Raw genomic sequence first — 22,875 nt, forward strand, 5'->3', positions numbered from 1 at the left:
CACGGTAAATTTTAAATACAATTGTTAAGTAAATTAACAAAAAGGAGAAGATATGACTGTAAACATAGAACTGATTTCACAAACAGATTTAGCGGATGAATCTTTTTATATTGCTATTAATGGTTTAGAACCAAGGGCAATGTATTGTGTAGAAATGTACCTGTCTGATTATTACTGTATAAATGCTCCCTTGCTTTTAGATCATGATGTTATATGGAAATCAACCGCAATTTTTTTATCTGATCAGGACGGTATGATTGATACCTCTCAGACAGCATCTATTTCGGGATCTTATAAAGGGGTTTCAGAAATGGGATTATTCTTTAATGCGAAACCGTTGAAGAATAGGAAAAGGAGATTACCGAGTTCTCTTGATAGAATTCCATTACGAGATTGTTTTGGTGTTGAAATTAAAATCAAGCTGGGGAAAGATGTGGTCGCGGAGCAAAGTTTCGTAAGGCGTTATATGAATCTAGGAGTAAGATATCAAGATATCTATGACAAGCATTTTCAAGGTCGATTATTCTATGATGAAAAGTTAAGAAGGGCGCCAGCCGTGATTATTGTTAGCGGTAGTGAGGGAAGAATTGAAAAAGCTCAGAATATTGCCCAACTTTTATCTTCAAGAGGCTATATTTGTCTTGCGATAGCTTATTTTGGTTTAGAGGGATTATCTCAAAATTTAGAACGAATTCCGATAGAATGTCTGGAGGAGGCGAAAGATTTTCTATACCATCATCCTCAAGTTGATAATACAAAAATAGGAATATATGGTCGCTCTAAAGGAGCAGAGCTTGTTCTGGCTGGACAAAGTATTTTGGATGATGTGCAATGTTTGGTACTCAATTCCCCCTCAAATGTAATATTTGAGGGAATAAAGGGAAAACTCAACTCTCATTCATCTTCTTGGACATATTTGCAAAAAGAACTTCCGTATCAAAAATTTCAGTTAGGAAATTACTTGTTAAACAAGTTTTTTGGAAAACATATTCCTGAAGATAGTAGGGCCCAGATTGATGTGAGTAAAATTTCCTCTCCTTTATTATTACTAGGAAGCGATGTTGATGAAATATGGAATGCATCATCCGCGATAGATGATATCATTTCACATTATAAAGGGGAATCCATTTTGTTTAAAAAATACCATGAAACAGGGCATATGTTGACGGTTGCTTATCAAGCGAATCATCGTTATCGAAAAGATTGGCGCTTATTAATGAAAGAAAGTGTAGACTCTTGGTTTGCCACGATAAATTATTTTGATACACATCTGAAAAATTTGTAGATAGTGCTGAACCGTACTATAATAGTTCCAACTAAGATAAAAACACAGTTCTGGTTGGTAGTTCAGTCTACAAAAGCAAACACTAAAATAAGAGAAATTTGAACTCAAACAGTAAAAACGTAGAGAGAAGTACAAGAGTTACTAGTGACTTTCTCTTTCATAAAATAGAACAGTTCTTCTCGGATAAAAAGAGCTGTTTTTTGCTTGTATTGAAAATTCTTTTCATATATTATTTCCTAATGGATTTACTTGTCGTCAAAAATTTGGCTAATGGAAGTTTCAAATTCAGGACAATACTTACTTGCTTCAAATTCAATCATATCATATTCAGCAGTTTCATTTTGATAGAAGGGATTGTGTGTCATGATTTCTAGTTAATTTTTTATTGTTTGATTTGGCGAGAATAATACTACCGATTCTTGAATTTTTCGGCCAGATGCGGTAAAACATCTCTTTTATAGCGCATATTTAAAAATATAATGTGTTTTTGTAAGTGTTTTTAAGCTTCATTTAGCAATTCGGTAGGAGAAAAATGGCTGTAGCCTTCTCTACTTTAACTTAACCCTAATCATCTCACCACTTAACCTCTCATTTTAACCACTTATCTCAAAAGTCGATTTTTCTTTCATTATTTTTGTTAAACTGGTGAGGTAAAGAGGAGGAAATAAATATGATTTTACAAGCTAAACATTTGATTAAACGGTACGGTACTCATATGGCTGTTGACGATATTCAGTTAGAGTTTGAAAAAGGAAGTTTCAATGCTATTTTGGGTCCCAATGGTGCAGGTAAATCAACCACTATTTCCATGTTAATCGGCTTGAAAAAGCCGACACAAGGTCAGATTCGCTATGCGCCAAATACGAAAATCGGAGTTGTTTTTCAAGCTAGTGTACTAGATGAGATGTTAACGGTTAGGGAAAATCTCACGATTCGTGCTCAACAGTATAAGGAGATTGTAGCAAGTCGTGTGGATGATTTGATCCATCAACTGGGCTTGACTGCTTTCCAGAAACAACTATATGGGACTTTGTCAGGTGGACAAAAACGTCGGGTTGATATTGCGCGTGCTCTTCTTTCACAGCCAGATATTCTTTTCTTAGATGAACCAACGACAGGTCTAGATATTCAGACTCGCAAAGCCATTTGGGATTTACTGTCTCGACTACAAAAGGATGAAGGGATGACTATTATCTTAACGACTCATTATCTGGATGAAGCGGATGAAGCGGATCAGATTTATATCGTTGATCATGGGAAAGTGATTGCGAAAGGTTCTGCGACGGCTATTAAAAGTCAGTATGCATCCAATATCCTAAAAATTCGTTTTAAAGAAATGAAGGATTTAGAAAAGTTATTACAGACTGGAATGACAGTAAAGGAAGAAAATGAGATGGAATATCTTTTTTATCCAAGGACGTCACAGGAAGCCATTGAATATTTGGAAAAAGTTCGAGAAGAAATTGATTCTTTTGAGTTTCGTCCAGGTACTATGGATGATGCCTTTATTGCACTTACAGGAAGAGAGGTTCGCTAATGTTAGCTTTATTGAAACGGAATTTTATCTTATATTTTCGTAATCGTTCAGGAGTATTTTTCTCATTATTGGGGGCATTGATTTCCTTCTTCCTTTATATCATTTTTTTGCAGAAGAACTTGACGGATGCTTGGTCCCAACTCCCTGATAATACGAACCTTTTAAATAACTGGCTGATGGGTGGGACCTTGGCTGTGACTGGGATTACAACCAGTTTTACGGCTCTTACACAAATGGTACAGGATCGTGAAAATCAAGTGGATCAAGATCTCTTCTTGACAGATTTAGGTAGCTGGGGTTTACAGGTGTCCTATCTAATCAGTAGTATTGCCATCTCTTTTATCATGCAGGTGTTTATGTTTGCTGTTATGAGCCTTTATTTTAGAGAAAGTCCAGTTATCAGTTATTTACCGGAAATTACTTTGATTATGCTGTTAAGCAGTCTGCTTTCAAGTGTGGTAAATATTCTTTTGATTTACCGTTTTCAATCTGTAGATAGTCTTGGCAAACTGGCAACTATAGTGGGGACTGCTTCTGGATTTTTGGTAGGAACTTATATCCCCATTGGAGTATTACCTGATTTTGCACAAATTATCATGAAGTGTACCCCTGCAACTTATATTGCTTCTCTCTATCGACAAATTTTAATGAAAGAGCGGTTAGAAACTGCATTTACAGGAAATAGCAGATTGTTAAAGGAATTTCAAGAAAAAATGGGAATCCAAATCAACTGGCAAGAACTATTGACAAAGGAAGAGACATACTTTATAGTGGTTATTATCAGTCTTGTCGCTATTTTTCTTTGGATTTTATTTGTTAAAGTGTTTAGCAAGAGAAAATAAAAGTATATTGGAGAGAAAATGAAGATTCGTTTTGAAATGAAGGCAGAGTTTTCAGAAAAGGACCCACATATTGTAATTCAGGCAGCTCAGTTAACCGACCAAGCGAGGGAAGTCATGGAGTATTTAGAACAATTTTCAACAACCAATCAGGTGGTCATTCCTATTCGAACGGATGATCATCTGGTTATGGTGAAAATTGAGGATCTTATTTTAGCAGATATCGATAAGAACTTGTTGACCATTTATACGGTAGACGGGATTTATAAAACTAAGGAAACATTGACAAACTTTCAGAATAGGATTAACCGACGGAACTTTATACAGATATCACGCCATTCAATTATAAACATTGACCACTTAGAATCGTTATCAGATAGTTTTTCAGGGAACATGATGGCTAAAATGACTCGGGGCATCAAATCTAGTGTGAGTCGGAAATACGTTAAGTCCTTAATGAATTATCTAGGTTTATAGGAGAAAATCATGAAACGATTAATTGATTATTTTGTATCGGGAATGCGTACGGCTTCCTTCTTTTATTTGAGTATGATGTTATTAGCTCAGTGTTATCCAGGTATTACCTATCCTGAACCAATGATAAAAAATATTCTAGCTCTGTTTTTAATGGGTGGAATTATGGGGGTATTGACTTTAATACTTGAAAAGCTAGAGTTTCTTGCTTTTAGTATACGTGTAGGAGTTCATTTATTAGTGACAGCTACTATTTTAGTATTGACCTCTCTATTTTTGGGCTGGGGTTCAGCCTTGTGGAGTCCCTTGCTTTGGTTCTTTTTCTTGTTAATTTATGGATTGATATGGTTGTATCAAATCTGGAAAAATCACAAACTCACCCAACGAATTAATCAAGCCTTAGAGGATAAAAGACAGAAAACGGGTCACTAATATAGTGTTGAGGATGAAGTTTGAAGACAGTGCCAGTTTCCAAAGAGAACAATTTGTGATATAGTATTTTCAGCGTAAAACAAGGAGAAGAAAGATGCCAGTAAACGAATATGGTCAAATGGTTGGGGAGTCAATGGAAGGTTATACACCAGGTGAATTGCCTTCTATTGATTTCTTAGAAGGGCGTTATGCTCGGATAGAGGCTCTCTCGGTAGAAAAACATGCGGAGGATTTGCTAGCTGTTTATGGCCTGGATACTCCTCGGGAGATGTGGACCTACCTTTTTCAGGAGCCAGTAGCAGATATGGAGGAGTTGGTTAGCCTTTTAAATCAGATGTTGGCTCGTAAGGACCGTTTTTACTATGCAATCATAGACAAGGCAACTGGTAAGGCTTTGGGAACTTTTTCTCTCATGCGCATTGACCAAAATAACCGAGTGATAGAAGTGGGAGCGGTCACTTTTTCTCCAGAGCTCAGGGGAACACGAATAGGGACAGAAGCTCACTATCTCTTGGCGCGCTATGTTTTTGAGGAGCTTAACTATCGTCGCTACGAATGGAAATGTGATTCTCTTAATCTGCCATCCAGACGAGCTGCGGAGCGTTTGGGATTTGTCTATGAAGGGACCTTCCGCCAGGCAGTCGTATATAAGGGGCGTACTCGTGATACGGATTGGTTGTCTATGATTGATAAGGACTGGCCCAAAGTCAAAGCTCGATTGGAAGCATGGTTGGCTCCTGAAAATTTTGATAAAAATGGACGACAGTACAAGAGCTTAAGAGAGCTTTAATAGGTGTTGACATGATCACTATTAAAAAGCAAGAAATTGTCAAGTTAGAGGATGTTTTGCATCTCTATCAGGCTGTCGGTTGGACAAATTATACCCATCAACCAGAGATGCTGGAGCAGGCCTTATCTCATTCATTAGCGATTTATGTGGCGCTTGATGATGATACTGTGGTGGGCTTGATTCGTTTGGTTGGAGATGGATTCTCATCAGTATTGGTTCAAGATTTAATCGTTTTACCTATCTATCAGCGTCAAGGGATTGGTAGTGCCCTAATGAAAGAGGCTTTAGAGGCTTACAAAGATGTCTATCAAGTCCAGCTGGTGACAGAACAGACAGAAAGAACCTTGAGATTCTATCGTTCTATGGGCTTTGAAATCTTATCCACCTATAATTGTATAGGGATGACTTGGATGAATCGAGAAAAATAATAAAATTTGTTTTTTATTAAGCAAAATTTAAGGATGGTCTAGTATTATATAGTCATTAAATAAAGACCTCCTAACTTTATTTAATGAAATCCTAAAACTTTTTTCATCATAATCTCCTAATGAAGCCACCCAATCAGGTGGCTTTTTTCGTGGATAGGTGATGGTGATAGATTTTTTTTGCAAAATAGTAAAATTTGAGAAAAGTTAAGCTAGTTTTAAGCTTTGTCTTGTATCATATAGTTATTAAATAAAGACCTCCTAACTTTATTTAATAAAATCCTAAACTTTTCTTTTTCATAATAATCTCCCTTAACTCCACCCAATCAGGTGGAGTTTTTTGGCTCTATTTCAGGATTTTGGGGACTATTCTAAAAATCATTTTCCGATATTTTTCGGATTTTGGTCGGGGAATTGGCGGGGACTTTTTTTAGCGAATATGACTAATAAATAGTTCTGTTGTCGCTTCAGCTACTTCAACCTTACTTTGAATTTAAGTGACTGTTAATTGAAGGACTGGAACTGCTGTAATAATGATTTTGCTTGTCCAGTAGTGGCGTATTAAATGAGGAGTGACATGTAAGATTGTCTCTTCGTTTACTAAATCAAAATTTCTATGAAATTGATAGAATCCCTAACTTTCTCTTAAACTTGAAAGTCTTGTTGTAAAGCGGTTAAAGCTTGAGAAGCTGAGAATGTAAAGTTTTGACAAATTTTGTCAACTGTGGGATAATAAAAGGGAATTAAGTATTGTGTCTATATCATAGGCTAGAAAAGACCCCAAGCTCACGTCCAAATAAGCTTGGGGTCTTTTTGACACTATTTGTTCTTGTTTAGCCATTTATCGACTAAGCGAAGAACGACACCGACCACAATTGGTCCGATGATAGTTTTAAGTATTGTATCCATCATGGGCTAATTCACCTCCTCTCGCAGGCGGTGTAGAAGTGCCGAACAATATTATACCATAAAAGAGAAATTGGGCAAAAACTCAATTTCAGGAGAAAATGAAGTAAATCTTTCCACAATAAAACGCATAGTATCAGGTTTTCAACACTGATATTATGCGTTTTTTGATTTTAAAGACTTTTTTCTCAGACTTATGATTGGTTTTGTCAGTTTTCTTATTTTCGTGGAGGGTTATGGAATTTATCTGTTCTTTACTGAATCCAACCTTTATGTAGAAGATTTATCCCAGAATGGATTATTTGGTTTTACGACTTTCTTTATCATCTTTAATTTAGTTTTACTGGCTTTAGCATGCTGGGCAGGATACAAGTGGAAGAGGGGATATTAACAAAAGTGGAGAAAACTACATTAGTTCCTCTCCACTTTTATGTTTCTAGCTAATTGGTAATTATAACTTATTACGATCGAAGTCACCTATCCTTATCTTTCAAAAAATGGTCAATCTTAGCCATCAAGAGCTTGTGCCCGTATATTTTACAGATATCACGAGCCTGTAAATAATAGTCAAGAATTTCATCGTGCTTTAAAAAATCTTTTCCGGCGTTCGCAACGATAGTTAAAAGAGGTGCCAGCTGATAGCTGGTCTCTTTTTGTTTACAAAAGTCAATGGTTTCTAAGGCCTCTTGGACAGCTTCTAACTCTTTCCCTTTAGAGTGTAAATAATAAGCGAAATTATGTTTAACTCGAATATAACCAAATAAATACTCTTGATGGTTTAAATCTTTTTCCTGATACAAACTGATAAGAAGTGAGTTATTTTCTTCGTATTCTGCATCACGCCCTACAGAAAAATAAAAATTAGATAAAGTATTGAGGAGTTTAAGATACACAGATGAACTAGACGAAAGTTTTGGCAAAGTGTTTTCTAGACTGGCAATAGCTTCATCTTTGGAACCATGTAAGTAGAAAAGGATAATCGCTTGAATCCATAGAAGATAAAATTCATCCTCAGTAGACAGATACTGAGACTTTTCTTTTTCTAAGTTTAAGAGGTATTCTAAATCCTCGTAATTACGATCTTCAAGTAATTTTTCTGCTAATTTCTTAAACGGTGTTATATTGGAAGTCATTTCAATCTGTTCATCGAAAAAATATTCTAAGGGAACTTGAAGCCGATTTGCAAGTTTATAGAGTAAATCAGCAGCAGGCATATAGTTGCCACGTTCTATTTTGCTGATTTGGCTTTGCTCACAAATTCCTTCGGAAAGTGTTTTTTGTGAGAAGCCTTTTTCTTTTCTCTTTGCTTTTAGTTTGTCAGATAATATGCTCATCTTTAAACCTTCTTTAAATAAATTTATGATTAATTATATACTTTTAATCTCTATTTTTCAACTTCCTGGCATAGAAATAGTCTCAAAAGAATAAATAGGAAATAAACTGAAAAAAAGAATACTTTTTATTGACAAAGAAGATTCAAAGTAGTACACTTACAAGTGTAAAGATAAGAAAATGTGGTTAATATGAGTATTTTAGCAAAGTTTCGTAAAATCATTTTTAGAATATATTTTTTTAGGATTCTTTGTAAGCGGTTGCTTTTAAAAACTGTAAATCAATTACAATATATTTTGGATTTGAGAGTTATACAACAAGCTTCAACAATTAGTGTAGTTAATCTTGGACTGGAGGATTTATTTATTGAATGTTTGTGAAGTAACATTTATATAATGAATCGTGCCACAGATTGAAGGACTTAAAGGGGGGACTGTAAGTTTGCTATACCCTATTACCTTCTCATATAACTAGTTATACAGGAACTACTCTATTATGTCTTTTGATGTGGGTGTATAGATGTTAGGAGGAGAATAAAATGAGAAATCCAGTAATACAGACATCTAATTTATCAAAATCCTATGATGGGAAGATTGTCTTAGATAAGATAGACTTTACGCTAAAACAGGGAGAAATCTATGGCTTACTAGGAAGAAATGGCGCTGGAAAGACTACCTTTATCAAAGCTATTTTAGGTTTGACAGCGATGGATAGTGGTGAAGTGAATATTCTATCTGAAAAACTGTTAGGTGAATTTTCTAAGGATTTGCTATCTCAAATCGGTGTGGTATTGGACAGTGCTTCTTTTTATCCTAATTTAACGGGACCTGAAAATCTCTCTATTTTTGCGAGATTGAGAGGAGTTTCGCTAAAACAAGTAGAGCAAGCTTTACAAGTAGTAGGATTAGATGGGGAAAATAAAAAACTATTCAAGCAGTATTCTTTGGGAATGAAGCAAAGGTTAGCAATTGCTAACGCTATTATGCACCAGCCGAAAATTCTGATATTAGATGAACCAACAAATGGTTTAGATCCTATTGGTATCCTTGAAATGCGCCGTTATCTAAAGGAACTCAGTACCAATCATGGCATTTCGATTTTAATATCCAGCCACATTATTTCAGAACTTGAAAAGCTTGTAGATAGAGTTGGGATACTGCATGATGCCCACCTTATGGCTGAAAAGACTATGAAGGAATTAATAGATGGTGCAGATAAAAGGAAAATCCACCTAATTGTTTCGGATGCTCCTCAAGCTAAGGAAGTGCTTTGCAGGATAAATCTGCAAGAACAGATTAGTATTCTTTCGGATATAGAACTTGAACTTCAGGGAGAATCACCTACTTTTGACATTGCAGTCGTATCTAACTCCTTAAAAGACAACGGAATAGTTCTAAAAGAATATTCTTATAAAAACAATGAAAGTTTAGAGGATTACTTTAAGCGGATAACAGGAGGTGAGGGAATTGCTTGATTTAGTGAAGATTGAATTTCTCAAACAAAGGCATCAAAAACTGAATTTTGTCGTATATGGTGTTGTTTCCCTCTACCTAGCTCTCATCTGTTATTATGTAAATGATGCGAGAGGCTTGTTTGACTCCTTTCCCTTTGTCTATAAATTCTCTTTGTCTTATTTAAACTTTTTGATTCTCCCTTTGTATTGTGTTTCCTATACAATACAGGCATTTGGTGTAGAATATCGCTATCGCATCATGAACAACTTGAAACTCGCTTCAGCAAATCTGATGAAGACATTCTGGGCTAAGATTTTGTATATTGAAATCAACGCTCTTTGTATCATGTTATTCACCTATATTTCGGTTTCCTTATTTGCACTACTATCTCGCTTTTCTTCAACAGTCAGTTTGTCTTTATTATTAAGATTCTTCTATCTTTGTATGAGTAGTGGTGTCTTAATTCCCATGGGTGTATTTCCTTTAGTTGCTTTGCTCATGATAAAAGTAAGAGGCAAGGAGATAGTTGGAAATTTGGTCGGCGTCATGTATGTTTTAGTGTCATTTTTTTTAGCAAGGACGAGTCCAAATATCAGTCCAGTTACAAGCGCTAACAGTTTAATTTGGGAAGGAAACAGAGAAGGAGTGGTGCTTCAACAGCCAGTTATCTTATCGATTATTGTACTAGGTTTATCTTTACTTGTTTTGTCTTTCTTGTCCATTAAATCTTGGTTAAGAAAGGTGGATGAATAAATGTTGATGCTAGAATTGACTAAACTAAGAAGGCGAAAGATACTGTATATGATTCCCTTTGTAGCCATCCTGCTCTTTTTGTTAGAGTTTATGATTGGTCATCAGATTTATCAAGGGCATTCGTACGGTAGTGTGAATGGTTGGTATGTAGAAAATGGTTTCTTCTTTTTGAACTACTATTTTCTCCTCCCTTTTTCGAGCATGATTTTAGTGGATTTGATAAGAATAGAACAAGTGTCTAAAACGATTTCAAATCTCAGACTGATTCCTGTCGATTTGAAACAATTACTCCAAGCGAAGTTTATGCTTACTTTATTGATAAATCTACTAGTCAGTGAATTCACCTTTTTGGCTATGGTTGTCCTAGAGCTAATGGATGGTGATTTTGCTTTCTCTAGTCTTACAATTTTATCGTGGGGATTTGGTTATGGAGTAATTGCTTTTGCTTATACACTGTCTGCTGGCATTATTGTCCTCTTCTTAGGAAAATATCGGAAGGAACTTATTCTTGCCCTACCACTTGCCTTTTTATTGTCATTTGCAGGTTTGTTTACTTTAACAACGGTTGTTGGGAGATATTATCTGGCAAATTTACTACTAATCATCATGGAGGAATTCACGGTTTTAACAGTTTCTGTATATGCCGTGTGGCTGATTACCTTGGTGGCATGTCTCCTTTATTTGTTGGCAGATAAACGCATGATGAACATTATTTTTGCTTATAAATGACAAGCTGAGTAGATGAGGATATAAACCTTTGACAAATTTTGTGAACTGTGGGATAATAAAAAGGAATTGAGTACTAGTTCTATATCATAGGCTAGAAAAGACCTCAAGCTAACTTCCACATTAAGCTTGAGGTCTTTTTTGACACTATTTGTCCTTGTTTAGCCATTTATCGACTAATCGAAGAACGACACCGACCACAATTGGTCCGATGATAGTTTTAAGTATTGTATCCATCATGGGCTATCTCACCTCTTCTCGCAGGCGGTGAAGCAGTGACTTAGAATAAAGTGCCAAACTCGGGAGTCACCCAATCGGGTGGCTTTTTTGTTTGTGGCTTGGTTTTTTGATATAATAGAGCCATGAGTAGAATTTTAGATAATGAGATAATGGGGGACGAGGAGCTAGTAGAACGCACGCTCCGTCCTCAGTATTTACGTGAATATATCGGGCAGGATAAGGTTAAGGACCAGCTTCAAATCTTTATCGAAGCCGCTAAAATGCGGGATGAAGCGCTGGATCATGTCCTCCTTTTCGGGCCTCCAGGTTTGGGGAAGACGACCATGGCCTTTGTTATTGCCAATGAACTGGGAGTTAATCTCAAGCAGACGTCGGGTCCTGTTATCGAAAAAGCTGGTGATCTGGTAGCGATTTTGAATGACTTAGAGCCTGGGGATGTCCTCTTTATTGATGAAATTCACCGCTTGCCTATGTCGGTGGAAGAGGTGCTTTATAGTGCGATGGAGGACTTTTACATCGATATTATGATTGGGGCTGGTGAGGGTAGTCGTAGTGTTCATTTGGAGTTACCACCTTTTACCTTGATTGGTGCGACGACTCGGGCTGGTATGCTGTCAAATCCTCTACGGGCACGTTTTGGGATTACGGGGCATATGGAATACTATGCCCATGCTGACTTGACAGAAATTGTTGAGCGGACGGCAGATATTTTTGAGATGGAAATTACTCATGAGGCAGCTTCTGAGCTGGCCTTGCGTAGTCGTGGAACCCCTCGTATTGCCAATCGTCTCCTCAAGCGCGTGCGCGATTTTGCCCAGATTATGGGGAATGGGGTCATTGATGATGTTATTACCGATAAGGCATTAACTATGCTGGATGTTGATCATGAAGGTTTGGACTATGTGGACCAAAAAATCCTTCGTACCATGATTGAGATGTATGGTGGTGGTCCTGTCGGATTAGGAACTCTTTCTGTGAATATCGCTGAAGAGCGTGAGACGGTTGAGGATATGTACGAACCTTACCTAATCCAGAAAGGCTTTATCATGCGAACACGGTCTGGACGGGTTGCAACGGCTAAGGCCTACGAGCATTTAGGGTATGAGTATAATGAAAAATAAACAAGAAATTCTAGAAGCTTTCAGAGAAAATCCGGATATGATGGCTATTCTGACGATCATACGAGATCTTGGTCTGAAAGACTCGTGGTTGGCAGCAGGTTCGGTACGAAATTTCATCTGGAATCTTTTGTCATACAAATCACCTTTTGACTGTGAAACAGATGTTGATGTCATTTTCTTTGACCCAGATGTGAGTTATGAAGAGACGCTGGCTATAGAGAACAAGTTGAGAGAGGACTTTCCTCAGTACCAGTGGGAATTGAAAAATCAGCTCTATATGCACCAGCACAGTCCTCATACTGCTCCCTATACCAGTTCCCGTGATGCTATGAGTAAGTATCCAGAACGGTGTACGGCAGTTGGACTGCGCTTGAATGAAAAATCCGTTTTGGAACTCTTTACTCCATACGGTTTGGAGGATATTTTGAATTTTCAAGTTCGTCCAACTCCTCATTTTTTAGAGAATCAAGACCGAATGGTTCTCTATCGAACACGTCTATCCAAGAAAAATTGGCAGGAGAAATGGAAAAATTTGATTTTAAAAAATACTTAAGGAAACTTTAAGCTAGGAAGTGTATACTAAGTCCATAAGTTAAGAAGACCTTAACTTAAACTCCTAAAACTTTTTCATAATAATCTCCCTATAAAAAATAGAGTCGCCCAATCAGGCGGCTTATTTTTTTGAAAAATGGGCTTGGTGCCTGAGAATAATACTCAATGAAAATCAAAGACCAAACTAGGAAGCTAGCCGCAGGTTGCTCAAAACACTGTTTTGAGGCTGCAGATAGAGCTGACGTGGTTTGAATTTGATTTTCGAAGAGTATAAATAGCTTAGTGATAGAAGAAAATAGGGAAATATGGTATAATGAAACGATAGATTTTTGAATAGGAATAAGATCATGTTTGGATTTTTTAAGAAAGATAAGGATGTGGAAGTAGAGGTTCCGACACAGGTTCCTGCTCATATCGGCATCATCATGGATGGCAATGGCCGTTGGGCTAAAAAACGTATGCAACCGCGAGTTTTTGGACACAAGGCGGGCATGGAAGCATTGCAAACTGTGACCAAGGCAGCCAACAAACTGGGCGTTAAGGTTATTACGGTCTATGCTTTTTCTACAGAAAACTGGACCCGCCCAGATCAGGAAGTCAAGTTTATCATGAACTTGCCAGTAGAGTTTTATGATAATTATGTCCCGGAACTGCATGCAAATAATGTTAAGATTCAAATGATTGGGGAAACGGATCGCCTGCCTAAGCAAACCTTTGAAGCTCTGACTAAAGCTGAGGAATTGACTAAGAACAACACAGGTTTGATTCTTAATTTTGCCCTCAACTATGGTGGACGTGCTGAGATTACACAGGCTCTTAAGTTGATTTCCCAAGATGTGTTAGATGCCAAAATCAACCCAGGTGACATCACAGAGGAATTGATTGGCAACTATCTCTTCACCCAGCATTTGCCTAAGGAGTTACGAGACCCAGACTTGATTATCCGTACTAGTGGAGAATTGCGTTTGAGCAATTTCCTTCCATGGCAGGGAGCCTATAGTGAGCTCTATTTTACGGACACCTTTTGGCCTGATTTTGACGAGGCGGCCTTGCAGGAAGCCATTCTTGCCTACAATCGTCGTCATCGCCGATTTGGAGGAGTTTAGGAGGAAATATGACACAGGATTTACAGAAAAGAACCTTGTTTGCAGGGATTGCCCTGGCTATTTTCCTACCAATTTTAATGATTGGTGGCCTCTTGCTTCAGATAGCAATTGGAATCATAGCCATGCTAGCCATGCATGAACTTTTGAAGATGAGAGGTCTAGAGACCATGACTATGGAGGGCCTCTTGACCCTCTTTGCAACCTTTGCCTTGACCATTCCCTTGGAGAATTACCTGACTTTTTTGCCAGTTGATGGGAATGTGGTTGCCTATAGTGTTTTGATTTCAATCATGTTAGGAACGACTGTGTTTAGCAAGTCCTATACGATTGAGGATGCGGTTTTCCCTCTTGCTATGAGTTTCTATGTGGGCTTTGGTTTTAATGCTCTATTAGATGCTAGAATTGCAGGTTTAGATAAGGCACTATTAGCCTTGTGTATTGTTTGGGCAACAGACAGTGGTGCCTATCTTGTTGGGATGAACTATGGTAAACGAAAATTAGCTCCGACAGTTTCTCCAAATAAAACCTTTGAGGGTGCCTTGGGTGGTATTTTAGGTGCTATTTTAGTAACTATCATCTTTATGATGTTTGACAGAACAGTTGCTCTTCCGTATGGAATTTACAAGATGTCAGTCTTTGCTATTTTCTTTAGCATTGCTGGACAATTTGGTGATTTACTAGAAAGTTCGATCAAGCGTCACTTTGGTGTCAAGGATTCTGGGAAATTTATTCCTGGACATGGTGGTGTTTTGGATCGTTTCGATAGTATGTTGCTTGTATTTCCAATTATGCACTTGTTTGGACTCTTTTAATCAAAAGACGGAGGAAATACTATGCTCGGAATTTTAACCTTTATTCTGGTTTTTGGGATTATTGTAGTGGTGCACGAGTTCGGACATTTCTACTTTGCCAAGAAATCAGGGATTCTAGTGCGTGAATTTGCCATTGGTATGGGTCCCAAAATCTTTGCTCACATTGGCAAGGATGGAACGGCCTATACCATTCGAATCTTGCCTCTGGGTGGCTATGTTCGCATGGCAGGTTGGGGTGATGATACAACTGAAATCAAGACAGGAACTCCTGTCAGTTTGACTCTTGCTGATGATGGTAAGGTTAAGCGCATCAATCTTTCAGGTAAAAAATTGGATCAAACAGCTCTTCCTATGCAGGTGACCCAGTTTGATTTTGAAGACAAGCTCTTTATCAAGGGCTTGGTTCTGGAAGAAGAAAAAACATTTGCAGTGGATCACGATGCAACGGTTGTGGAAGCAGATGGTACTGAGGTTCGGATTGCACCTTTAGATGTTCAATATCAAAATGCGACTATCTGGGGGAAACTCATTACTAATTTTGCAGGCCCTATGAACAACTTTATCTTAGGTGTCGTTGTTTTCTGGATTTTAATCTTCATGCAGGGTGGTGTCAGAGATGTCGATACCAACCAGTTCCATATTATGCCCCAAGGGGCCTTGGCTAAGGTGGGAGTACCAGAAACGGCACAAATTACCAAGATTGGCTCACATGAGGTTAGCAACTGGGAAAGTTTGATTCAGGCCGTGGAATCAGAAACCAAAGATAAGACGGCCCCGACCTTGGATGTGACTATTTCTGAAAATGGTAGTGACAAACAAGTCACTGTTAGTCCGGAAGAAAGTCAAGGTCGTTACCTTCTAGGTGTTCAACCGGGGATTAAATCAGATTTTGTATCTATGTTTGTAGGTGGTTTTACAACTGCTGCTGACTCGGCCCTACGAATTCTATCAGCTCTGAAAAATCTGATTTTCCAACCGGATTTGAACAAGCTAGGTGGACCTGTTGCCATCTTTAAGGCAAGTAGTGATGCTGCTAAAAATGGAATTGAGAATGTCTTGTACTTCTTGGCAATGATTTCCATCAATATTGGGATTTTTAATCTTATTCCGATTCCAGCATTGGATGGTGGTAAGATTGTGCTCAATATCCTGGAAGCCATTCGCCGCAAACCATTGAAACAAGAAATTGAAACCTATGTCACCTTGGCCGGAGTGGTCATCATGGTTGTCTTGATGATCGCTGTGACCTGGAATGACATCATGCGACTCTTTTTTAGATAACCGAGGAATATTATGAAACAAAGTAAAATGCCTATCCCAACGCTTCGCGAAATGCCAAGCGATGCTCAAGTTATTAGCCATGCTCTTATGTTGCGAGCTGGTTATGTTCGCCAAGTTTCAGCAGGTGTTTATTCTTACTTACCACTTGCCAACCGTGTGATTGAAAAAGCCAAAAATATCATGCGCCAAGAATTTGATAAGATTGGTGCCGTTGAGATGTTGGCTCCTGCCCTTCTCAGTGCAGAATTGTGGCGCGAATCAGGTCGTTACGAAACTTATGGTGAAGACCTTTACAAACTAAAAAATCGTGAAAAATCAGACTTTATCCTAGGTCCAACTCACGAAGAAACCTTTACAGCTATTGTCCGTGATTCTGTTAAGTCTTACAAGCAATTGCCACTCAACCTTTACCAAATCCAACCTAAGTATCGTGATGAAAAACGCCCACGTAATGGACTTCTTCGTACACGTGAGTTCATCATGAAGGATGCTTATAGCTTCCACGCTAACTATGATAGCTTGGACAGTGTTTATGATGAGTACAAGGCTGCTTATGAGCGTATTTTTACTCGTAGTGGTTTAGACTTCAAGGCTATCATTGGTGACGGTGGAGCCATGGGTGGTAAGGACAGCCAAGAATTTATGGCCATTACACCTGCTCGTACAGACCTTGACCGCTGGGTTGTCTTGGACAAGTCAGTTGCCTCATTTGACGAAATTCCTGCAGAAGTGCAAGAAGAAATCAAGGCAGAATTGCTCAAATGGATGGTTTCTGGTGAAGATACCATTGCTTACTCAAGTGAATCTAGCTATGCGGCCAACTTGGAAATGGCAACAAACGAGTACAAACCAAGCAACCGTGTTGTCGCTGAAGAAGAAGTGACTCGTGTGGCAACTCCAGATGTTAAATCAATCGATGAAGTTGCAGCCTTCCTCAATGTTCCAGAAGAACAAACGATCAAAACCCTCTTCTACATGGCAGATGGTGAACTTGTTGCGGCCCTTCTAGTTGGAAATGACCAACTCAACGAAGTTAAGTTGAAAAACCATTTGGGAGCAGATTTCTTTGACGTTGCTAGCGAAGAAGAAGTGGCGAATCTTGTTCAAGCAGGGTTCGGTTCACTTGGACCAGTTGGTTTGCCAGAGAATATTAAAATTATTGCAGATCGTAAGGTGCAAGATGTTCGCAATGCAGTTGTTGGTGCTAACGAAGATGGCTACCACTTGACTGGTGTGAACCCAGGTCGTGATTTTACTGCAGAATATGTGGATATCCGTGAAGTTCGTGAGGGGGAAATTTCTCCAGACGGACAAGGTGTTCTTAACTTTGCGCGTGGTATCGAAATTGGTCACATCTTCAAACTCGGCACTCGCTATTCAGCAAGCATGGGAGCAGATGTTTTGGATGAAAATGGCCGTGCTGTGCCAATTATCATGGGATGTTATGGTATCGGTGTCAGTCGTCTCCTGTCAGCAGTGATGGAGCAACACGCTCGCCTCTTTGTTAACAAAACGCCAAAAGGTGAATACCGTTACGCTTGGGGAATCAACTTCCCTAAAGAATTGGCGCCATTTGATGTTCACTTGATCACTGTCAATATCAAGGACGAAGAAGCGCAAGCCTTGACAGAAAAACTTGAAGCAAGTTTGATGGGAGCAGGTTACGAAGTCTTGACAGACGACCGTAACGAACGTGTCGGAGTCAAATTTAGCGACAGCGACTTGATTGGATTGCCAATCCGTATCACTGTTGGGAAGAAAGCAGCCGATGGAATCGTAGAAGTGAAGATTAAAGCGACTGGTGACACCATCGAAGTTCATGCAGATAACTTGCTTGAAACGCTTGAAATCCTCAGCAAGAAATAAAAACTATAATCAGAAGAAAAACAAGGAAAAAATGTAACTAGTTTTTACCTTGTTTTTTCTGTATAATGGGAAAAATGAGTAGATAAAGAGGTAAATGTATGCTAAGATTTCCAAAGGATTTTGTCTGGGGATCCTCTACTTCTGGACCACAAACAGAAGGACGTGTAGCTGGTGACGGTAAGGGAGATAATCTATGGGATTATTGGTACCAAGTGGAGCCAAATCGTTATTATAATGGGATTGGTCCAGATAAAACATCAACCTTTTATGAAAACTGGGAAAAGGATATTGAGCTACTGTTAGAGACTGGTCATACGGCCTTTCGGACTTCTATTCAGTGGTCACGGATTTTTCCACAAGGGCGTGGGGAAGTCAATCCTCAAGGTGTAGACTTTTACCGTAAGGTTTTTGAGGCTATTAAGGCCAAAGGGATTCGTCTTTTAGTCAATCTTTATCATTTTGATTTGCCTTTTGCCCTTCAAGAAGATGGTGATGGTTGGGAAAATAAGGCGACTGTCTCAGCCTATGAAGACTATGCTCGTTTTTGTTTTAAGACTTATGGAGATTTAGTGGATCAATGGATTACCTTTAACGAGCCCATCGTTCCTGTAGAATTTGGCTATTTTTACGATGCTCATTATCCACATAAGGTGGATGCAGAGGCGGCAGTTAAAGTAGCCTATCATACACAATTGGCTAGCAGCCGGGCGGTCAAGGCCTTCCATGAACTCTTGCCTGATTCCAAGATTGGGATTGTCTTAAACTTGACACCGGCTTATCCACGTAGCCAGCATCCTGCTGATGTCAAGGCTGCTCGTATTGCGGACCTTTTTCAGACCCAATCTTTCTTAGATCCGTCTGTTTTGGGGACTTATCCACAGGAGTTGGTAGAAATCTTACATGAATACGGTCTCTTGCCTGATGCTACAGAGGATGAGTTGAAGCTCATTCGTGACAATACAGTGGACTTCCTTGGTGTCAACTACTATCAACCTTTGCGTGTTATGGCTCCTCGATTTGCTAAACATCCAGAGAGTCCACTCTTACCAGAGCATTTTTACGAGCCTTATGTGATGCCTGGGCGTAAAATCAATCCTCATCGTGGCTGGGAGATTTATGAGCAAGGGATTTATGACATTGCCCAAAATATCAAGGAAAATTATGGTAATATCGAGTGGATGTTGACAGAGAATGGCATGGGTGTTGAAGGGGAAGAAAAATTCCGTCAAGATGGAATGATTCAAGATGATTACCGTATTGACTTTGTAAAAGGTCATCTTTGCGAACTTCACCGTGCTATTGAAGATGGAGCTAACTGTAAAGGATACTTAATCTGGACCTTTATCGATTGCTGGTCATGGCTCAACAGCTATAAAAATCGCTATGGTTTAGTCGAATTAGACTTGGAAACGCAAGAACGTCGTCTGAAGAAATCAGGGCACTGGTTCAAGGAACTAAGTGATAATAATGGATTTTAAAAAGGACTCTGACTGATTATCCTAATTGGTCAGAGTTTTTTGCTTACAGGAGCGTAATTTGAACTATACCAATTTTTACTCTTGACAAGTGAAAGAAACAAGTATATACTGTTTTTGCTGATTCTATAAAAGAGGAATTAGACTATACCAATTTTAAGGAGAAAGCACAGCTGGTCTGTGTCGTATATACTATGTGTGGAATTGTTGGTGTTGTTGGAAACACAAATGCAACTGATATTTTGATTCAAGGACTTGAAAAGCTCGAATACCGTGGCTATGATTCTGCGGGAATTTTTGTCCTAGGTGGTGCTGAAAACCACCTAGTAAAGGCTGTAGGCCGTATCGCAGAATTATCTGCCAAGACAGCTGGTGTTGAGGGAACAACTGGTATTGGACATACTCGTTGGGCGACTCACGGAAAACCAACGGAAGACAATGCTCATCCACATCGCTCTGAGACAGAACGTTTTGTTTTGGTGCACAATGGGGTGATTGAGAACTACCTTGAAATCAAGGAAGAATACCTTGCTGGGCATCACTTCAAGGGGCAAACAGATACGGAAATCGCCGTTCACTTGATTGGAAAATTTGCGGAAGAAGATGGCTTGTCAGTTCTTGAAGCCTTCAAAAAAGCTCTTCACATCATCCGTGGTTCTTATGCCTTTGCCTTGGTTGACTCACAAGCTCCTGAAGTCATCTATGTGGCTAAGAATAAATCACCACTCTTGATTGGTCTTGGTGAAGGTTATAACATGGTCTGCTCAGATGCTATGGCTATGATTCGTGAAACCAACCAATACATGGAAATTCATGACCAAGAGTTGGTCATCGTCAAGGCTGATAGTGTGGAAGTTCAAGACTATGATGGAAATCGTCGTGAGCGTGCTAGCTACACTGCTGAACTTGACTTGTCAGATATCGGTAAGGGAACTTACCCTTACTACATGCTCAAGGAAATCGATGAGCAACCAACAGTGATGCGTAAGTTGATCCAAGCCTACACAGATGAGGCTGGTCAAGTAGTAGTAGACCCAGCTATCATTAAGGCTGTTCAAGATGCAGACCGTATCTACATCCTTGCAGCTGGAACATCTTACCACGCAGGATTTGCTTCTAAGAAGATGTTGGAAGAATTGACTGATACACCAGTGGAACTTGGAATCTCATCTGAGTGGGGCTATGGTATGCCACTTCTCAGCAAGAAACCACTCTTCATCTTTATCAGCCAATCTGGTGAAACAGCGGATAGTCGTCAAGTTTTAGTCAAGGCTAATGAAATGGGAATCCCAAGCTTGACAGTGACAAACGTCCCAGGTTCAACTCTTTCTCGTGAAGCCAACCATACCATGCTCCTTCATGCAGGTCCTGAAATTGCCGTGGCATCAACCAAGGCTTATACAGCACAAATTGCAGCCCTTGCCTTCCTTGCAAAAGCAGTTGGAGAAGCGAACGGCAATGCTAAAGCGCAAGACTTTGACTTGGTTCATGAATTGTCAATTGTAGCTCAGTCTATCGAATCAACTCTTTCAGAGAAAGAAACCATTGAAGCCAAGGTTCGTGAGCTTCTTGAAACAACTCGCAACTCCTTTTATATTGGGCGTGGTCAAGATTACTACGTAGCTATGGAAGCAAGCCTTAAACTCAAAGAGATTTCTTACATCCAGTGTGAAGGCTTTGCGGCAGGAGAACTCAAGCACGGAACTATTGCCTTGATTGAAGAAGGAACGCCTGTCTTGGCTCTCTTGTCAGATCCAGTCCTTGCTAACCATACTCGCGGAAATATCCAAGAAGTGGCAGCCCGTGGTGCCAAAGTCCTCACTATTGCAGAAGAAAATGTTGCCAAAGATACAGACGATATCGTCCTTACGACTGTACATCCATACCTCTCACCAATTTCAATGGTTGTGCCAACGCAATTAGTCGCTTATTTTGCAACACTCCACCGTGGCCTTGATGTGGACAAACCACGTAATCTTGCTAAATCAGTAACGGTAGAATAAGCTAAAAAAGTCTAGTTATCTAGGCTTTTTCTTGTGAGCAAATGGGTTGCTTGTACTCAAGATTCGTGTTATACTCTTCGAAAATCAAATTCAAACCACGTCAGTTTCACCTTGCCGTACTTAAGTACAGCCTGCGGCTAGCTTCCTAGTTTGCTCTTTGATTTTCATTGAGTGTTAGAATAATTTGTCAAATTGAAGGACAGAGGTAGACAAGGAGAATCACTGTGGTAGAATTGGGAATTTCAACATTTGGGGAAACAACTGAGCTTGAAGGAACTGGGCAAACTTACAGTCATGCCGAACGCATTCGTCAGTTGGTGGCAGAGATTGAACTGGCTGACAAGGTTGGTTTGGATGTATATGGGATTGGGGAACATCATCGGGAAGACTTTGCAGTATCTGCCCCAGAGATTGTCCTGGCAGCTGGGGCAGTCAATACCAAGAAAATCCGTTTGACCAGTGCAGTCAGCATTCTCTCAAGTATGGATCCGATTCGCTTGTTCCAACAGTATGCCACTATTGATGCTTTGTCTAATGGACGTGCGGAGATTATGGCCGGAAGGGGTTCTTTCACGGAATCATTTCCTCTGTTTGGATATGATTTGAAAGACTACGAAGCTCTCTTTGATGAGAAATTAGACTTGCTTCAGTTAGTCAATGAAAAGACCAAGCTAGACTGGCAAGGTCAATTGACCCAAACGATTTCTGGCAAGGAAGTTTATCCTCGTCCGGTTCAGGACAAATTACCCTTGTGGATAGCGACAGGTGGTCATGTTGAATCAACAGTGAAGATTGCTCAGGCAGGTCTACCGATTGTCTATGCCATTATTGGTGGCAATCCGCGTTATTTTAAAAAGTTGATTCAGGCTTATCGTGAGATTGGGAGCGAAGCGGGGCATGCCAGTCATGAACTGAAGGTCGGAGCCCATTCTTGGGGTTGGATTGCTGAGGATGGAGAGCAGGCTGTGAAAGATTATTTCCATCCGACCAAGCAAGTAGTGGATGCTATTTCCAAAGACCGTCCACATTGGCAGGAATTGCGTTATGAACAATATTTGGAGCAAGTTGGACCAAATGGTGCCATGTCTGTGGGCAATCCAGATCAGGTGGCAGAAAAATTGATTCGCATGATTGAGGATTTAAGTTTGGATCGTTTTATGTTGCACCTACCTCTTGGTTCCATGCCTCATAAACAAGTCCTAAGAGCTATTGAACTATTCGGAACACAAGTAGCACCCAAAGTCCGGGCTTACTTTGCAATGAAAGAGGCTTAATAAAAAATCCTAATCAAGCTGATAAAAAATCTATATAACAACTATTTTTAAAAAAGTAATAAACAGAAAAGAATCTCTGGAAAGCTAGTAAAATCAAGCTTTCCAGAGATTCTTTTCGTTATTGATATAAACAATCCCAATCAAGTCGATAGTCAATATATATTGGGAAAAGGTCAAAAGGAGTGGTAAGAT

At 39.3% G+C, this 22,875-nt stretch carries 22 protein-coding genes and 1 pseudogene; 20 read left to right on the forward strand and 3 right to left on the reverse strand.

Features of this window, described 5'->3' with window-relative positions; translation table 11 throughout:
• Positions 1-52 precede the first annotated feature (52 nt).
• From O3599_RS00925 to O3599_RS00955, 7 genes are all read left to right on the forward strand, one after another.
• Positions 53-1,285: an acyl-CoA thioesterase/BAAT N-terminal domain-containing protein gene (locus O3599_RS00925; protein WP_261804938.1), complete on the forward strand. Its 1,233-nt coding sequence runs from the start codon at positions 53-55 to the stop codon at positions 1,283-1,285.
• 670 nt (positions 1,286-1,955) lie between these two features.
• Positions 1,956-2,822, forward strand: coding sequence for an ABC transporter ATP-binding protein (locus O3599_RS00930; RefSeq protein WP_247939711.1), 867 nt, complete (start codon positions 1,956-1,958; stop codon positions 2,820-2,822).
• Positions 2,822-3,664: an ABC transporter permease gene (locus O3599_RS00935; RefSeq protein WP_247939710.1), complete on the forward strand. Its 843-nt coding sequence runs from the start codon at positions 2,822-2,824 to the stop codon at positions 3,662-3,664. The genes O3599_RS00930 and O3599_RS00935 overlap by 1 nt, the downstream gene beginning before the upstream one ends.
• 18 nt (positions 3,665-3,682) lie before the next feature.
• Positions 3,683-4,138: a LytTR family DNA-binding domain-containing protein gene (locus O3599_RS00940; RefSeq protein WP_000701930.1), complete on the forward strand. Its 456-nt coding sequence runs from the start codon at positions 3,683-3,685 to the stop codon at positions 4,136-4,138.
• A 9-nt stretch (positions 4,139-4,147) separates the two neighbouring features.
• On the forward strand, positions 4,148-4,567 hold the full coding sequence (locus O3599_RS00945; protein WP_020902698.1) for a DUF3021 domain-containing protein: 420 nt from the start codon (positions 4,148-4,150) through the stop codon (positions 4,565-4,567).
• Between the two features lie 94 nt (positions 4,568-4,661).
• Positions 4,662-5,357 carry a GNAT family N-acetyltransferase gene (locus O3599_RS00950; RefSeq protein ID WP_049499490.1) on the forward strand — a complete coding sequence of 232 codons (696 nt, stop codon included), beginning with the start codon at positions 4,662-4,664 and terminating at the stop codon, positions 5,355-5,357.
• 11 nt (positions 5,358-5,368) lie between these two features.
• Positions 5,369-5,785: a GNAT family N-acetyltransferase gene (locus O3599_RS00955; protein ID WP_212573616.1), complete on the forward strand. Its 417-nt coding sequence runs from the start codon at positions 5,369-5,371 to the stop codon at positions 5,783-5,785.
• An 816-nt stretch (positions 5,786-6,601) separates the two neighbouring features.
• Here O3599_RS00955 and O3599_RS00960 read toward each other — a convergent pair.
• Positions 6,602-6,694: a type I toxin-antitoxin system Fst family toxin gene (locus tag O3599_RS00960; protein WP_094753251.1), complete on the reverse strand. Its 93-nt coding sequence runs from the start codon at positions 6,692-6,694 to the stop codon at positions 6,602-6,604.
• Positions 6,695-6,884: 190 nt separating this feature from the next.
• On the opposite strand from O3599_RS00960, the pseudogene O3599_RS00965 reads away from it, so the two are divergent.
• A pseudogene (locus tag O3599_RS00965) lies at positions 6,885-7,079 on the forward strand (DUF5966 family protein); the annotation flags it as partial.
• Positions 7,080-7,161: 82 nt separating this feature from the next.
• Here O3599_RS00965 and O3599_RS00970 read toward each other — a convergent pair.
• Entirely contained in the window at positions 7,162-8,022 is an 861-nt protein-coding gene (locus O3599_RS00970) for a helix-turn-helix domain-containing protein (RefSeq protein WP_094753249.1), read from the reverse strand.
• A 536-nt stretch (positions 8,023-8,558) separates the two neighbouring features.
• Here O3599_RS00970 and O3599_RS00975 point away from each other — a divergent pair.
• The 3 genes from O3599_RS00975 to O3599_RS00985 are packed head-to-tail and all read left to right on the forward strand — an operon-like array spanning position 8,559 to position 10,956.
• Positions 8,559-9,494, forward strand: a complete 936-nt coding sequence (locus O3599_RS00975; protein ID WP_125392883.1) for an ABC transporter ATP-binding protein — start codon at positions 8,559-8,561, stop codon at positions 9,492-9,494.
• The gene (locus tag O3599_RS00980; protein WP_227325511.1) at positions 9,478-10,227 is read left to right on the forward strand and encodes an ABC transporter permease; all 750 of its coding nucleotides are present in this window, start codon (positions 9,478-9,480) and stop codon (positions 10,225-10,227) included. Before O3599_RS00975 ends, O3599_RS00980 begins: the two co-directional genes overlap by 17 nt.
• A gap of 6 nt (positions 10,228-10,233) precedes the next feature.
• Complete coding sequence (locus tag O3599_RS00985; protein ID WP_225306564.1) at positions 10,234-10,956, forward strand: ABC transporter permease; 723 nt, start codon at positions 10,234-10,236, stop codon at positions 10,954-10,956.
• 144 nt (positions 10,957-11,100) lie between these two features.
• On the opposite strand, the gene O3599_RS00990 is transcribed toward O3599_RS00985, so the two are convergent.
• Positions 11,101-11,193: a type I toxin-antitoxin system Fst family toxin gene (locus O3599_RS00990; RefSeq protein WP_000969509.1), complete on the reverse strand. Its 93-nt coding sequence runs from the start codon at positions 11,191-11,193 to the stop codon at positions 11,101-11,103.
• 122 nt (positions 11,194-11,315) lie between these two features.
• On the opposite strand from O3599_RS00990, the gene ruvB reads away from it, so the two are divergent.
• From ruvB to O3599_RS01035, 9 genes are all read left to right on the forward strand, one after another.
• Entirely contained in the window at positions 11,316-12,314 is a 999-nt protein-coding gene (gene ruvB / locus O3599_RS00995; protein ID WP_009014280.1) for a Holliday junction branch migration DNA helicase RuvB, read from the forward strand.
• Positions 12,295-12,867, forward strand: coding sequence for a nucleotidyltransferase family protein (locus O3599_RS01000; protein WP_247939607.1), 573 nt, complete (start codon positions 12,295-12,297; stop codon positions 12,865-12,867). Before ruvB ends, O3599_RS01000 begins: the two co-directional genes overlap by 20 nt.
• 346 nt (positions 12,868-13,213) lie before the next feature.
• On the forward strand, positions 13,214-13,972 hold the full coding sequence (locus O3599_RS01005; RefSeq protein WP_247939606.1) for an isoprenyl transferase: 759 nt from the start codon (positions 13,214-13,216) through the stop codon (positions 13,970-13,972).
• Between the two features lie 8 nt (positions 13,973-13,980).
• Positions 13,981-14,784 carry a phosphatidate cytidylyltransferase gene (locus O3599_RS01010; protein WP_000189852.1) on the forward strand — a complete coding sequence of 268 codons (804 nt, stop codon included), beginning with the start codon at positions 13,981-13,983 and terminating at the stop codon, positions 14,782-14,784.
• Between the two features lie 21 nt (positions 14,785-14,805).
• Positions 14,806-16,065, forward strand: coding sequence for an RIP metalloprotease RseP (gene rseP / locus O3599_RS01015; RefSeq protein ID WP_049550573.1), 1,260 nt, complete (start codon positions 14,806-14,808; stop codon positions 16,063-16,065).
• A gap of 12 nt (positions 16,066-16,077) precedes the next feature.
• Positions 16,078-17,931 carry a proline--tRNA ligase gene (locus O3599_RS01020; RefSeq protein ID WP_020902704.1) on the forward strand — a complete coding sequence of 618 codons (1,854 nt, stop codon included), beginning with the start codon at positions 16,078-16,080 and terminating at the stop codon, positions 17,929-17,931.
• Positions 17,932-18,029: 98 nt separating this feature from the next.
• Positions 18,030-19,409 (forward strand): glycoside hydrolase family 1 protein, encoded by a 1,380-nt coding sequence (gene bglA / locus O3599_RS01025; RefSeq protein WP_247939605.1) that lies wholly within the window; start codon positions 18,030-18,032, stop codon positions 19,407-19,409.
• 191 nt (positions 19,410-19,600) lie between these two features.
• Entirely contained in the window at positions 19,601-21,409 is a 1,809-nt protein-coding gene (glmS, locus tag O3599_RS01030) for a glutamine--fructose-6-phosphate transaminase (isomerizing) (RefSeq protein WP_247939604.1), read from the forward strand.
• A 224-nt stretch (positions 21,410-21,633) separates the two neighbouring features.
• Complete coding sequence (locus O3599_RS01035) at positions 21,634-22,683, forward strand: LLM class flavin-dependent oxidoreductase (RefSeq protein ID WP_371511729.1); 1,050 nt, start codon at positions 21,634-21,636, stop codon at positions 22,681-22,683.
• The last annotated feature ends 192 nt before the right edge of the window (positions 22,684-22,875 follow it).

The sequence above is a fragment of the Streptococcus sp. 27098_8_103 genome, assembly GCF_041432345.1.
GTDB classification, from domain to species: domain Bacteria; phylum Bacillota; class Bacilli; order Lactobacillales; family Streptococcaceae; genus Streptococcus; species Streptococcus mitis_BV.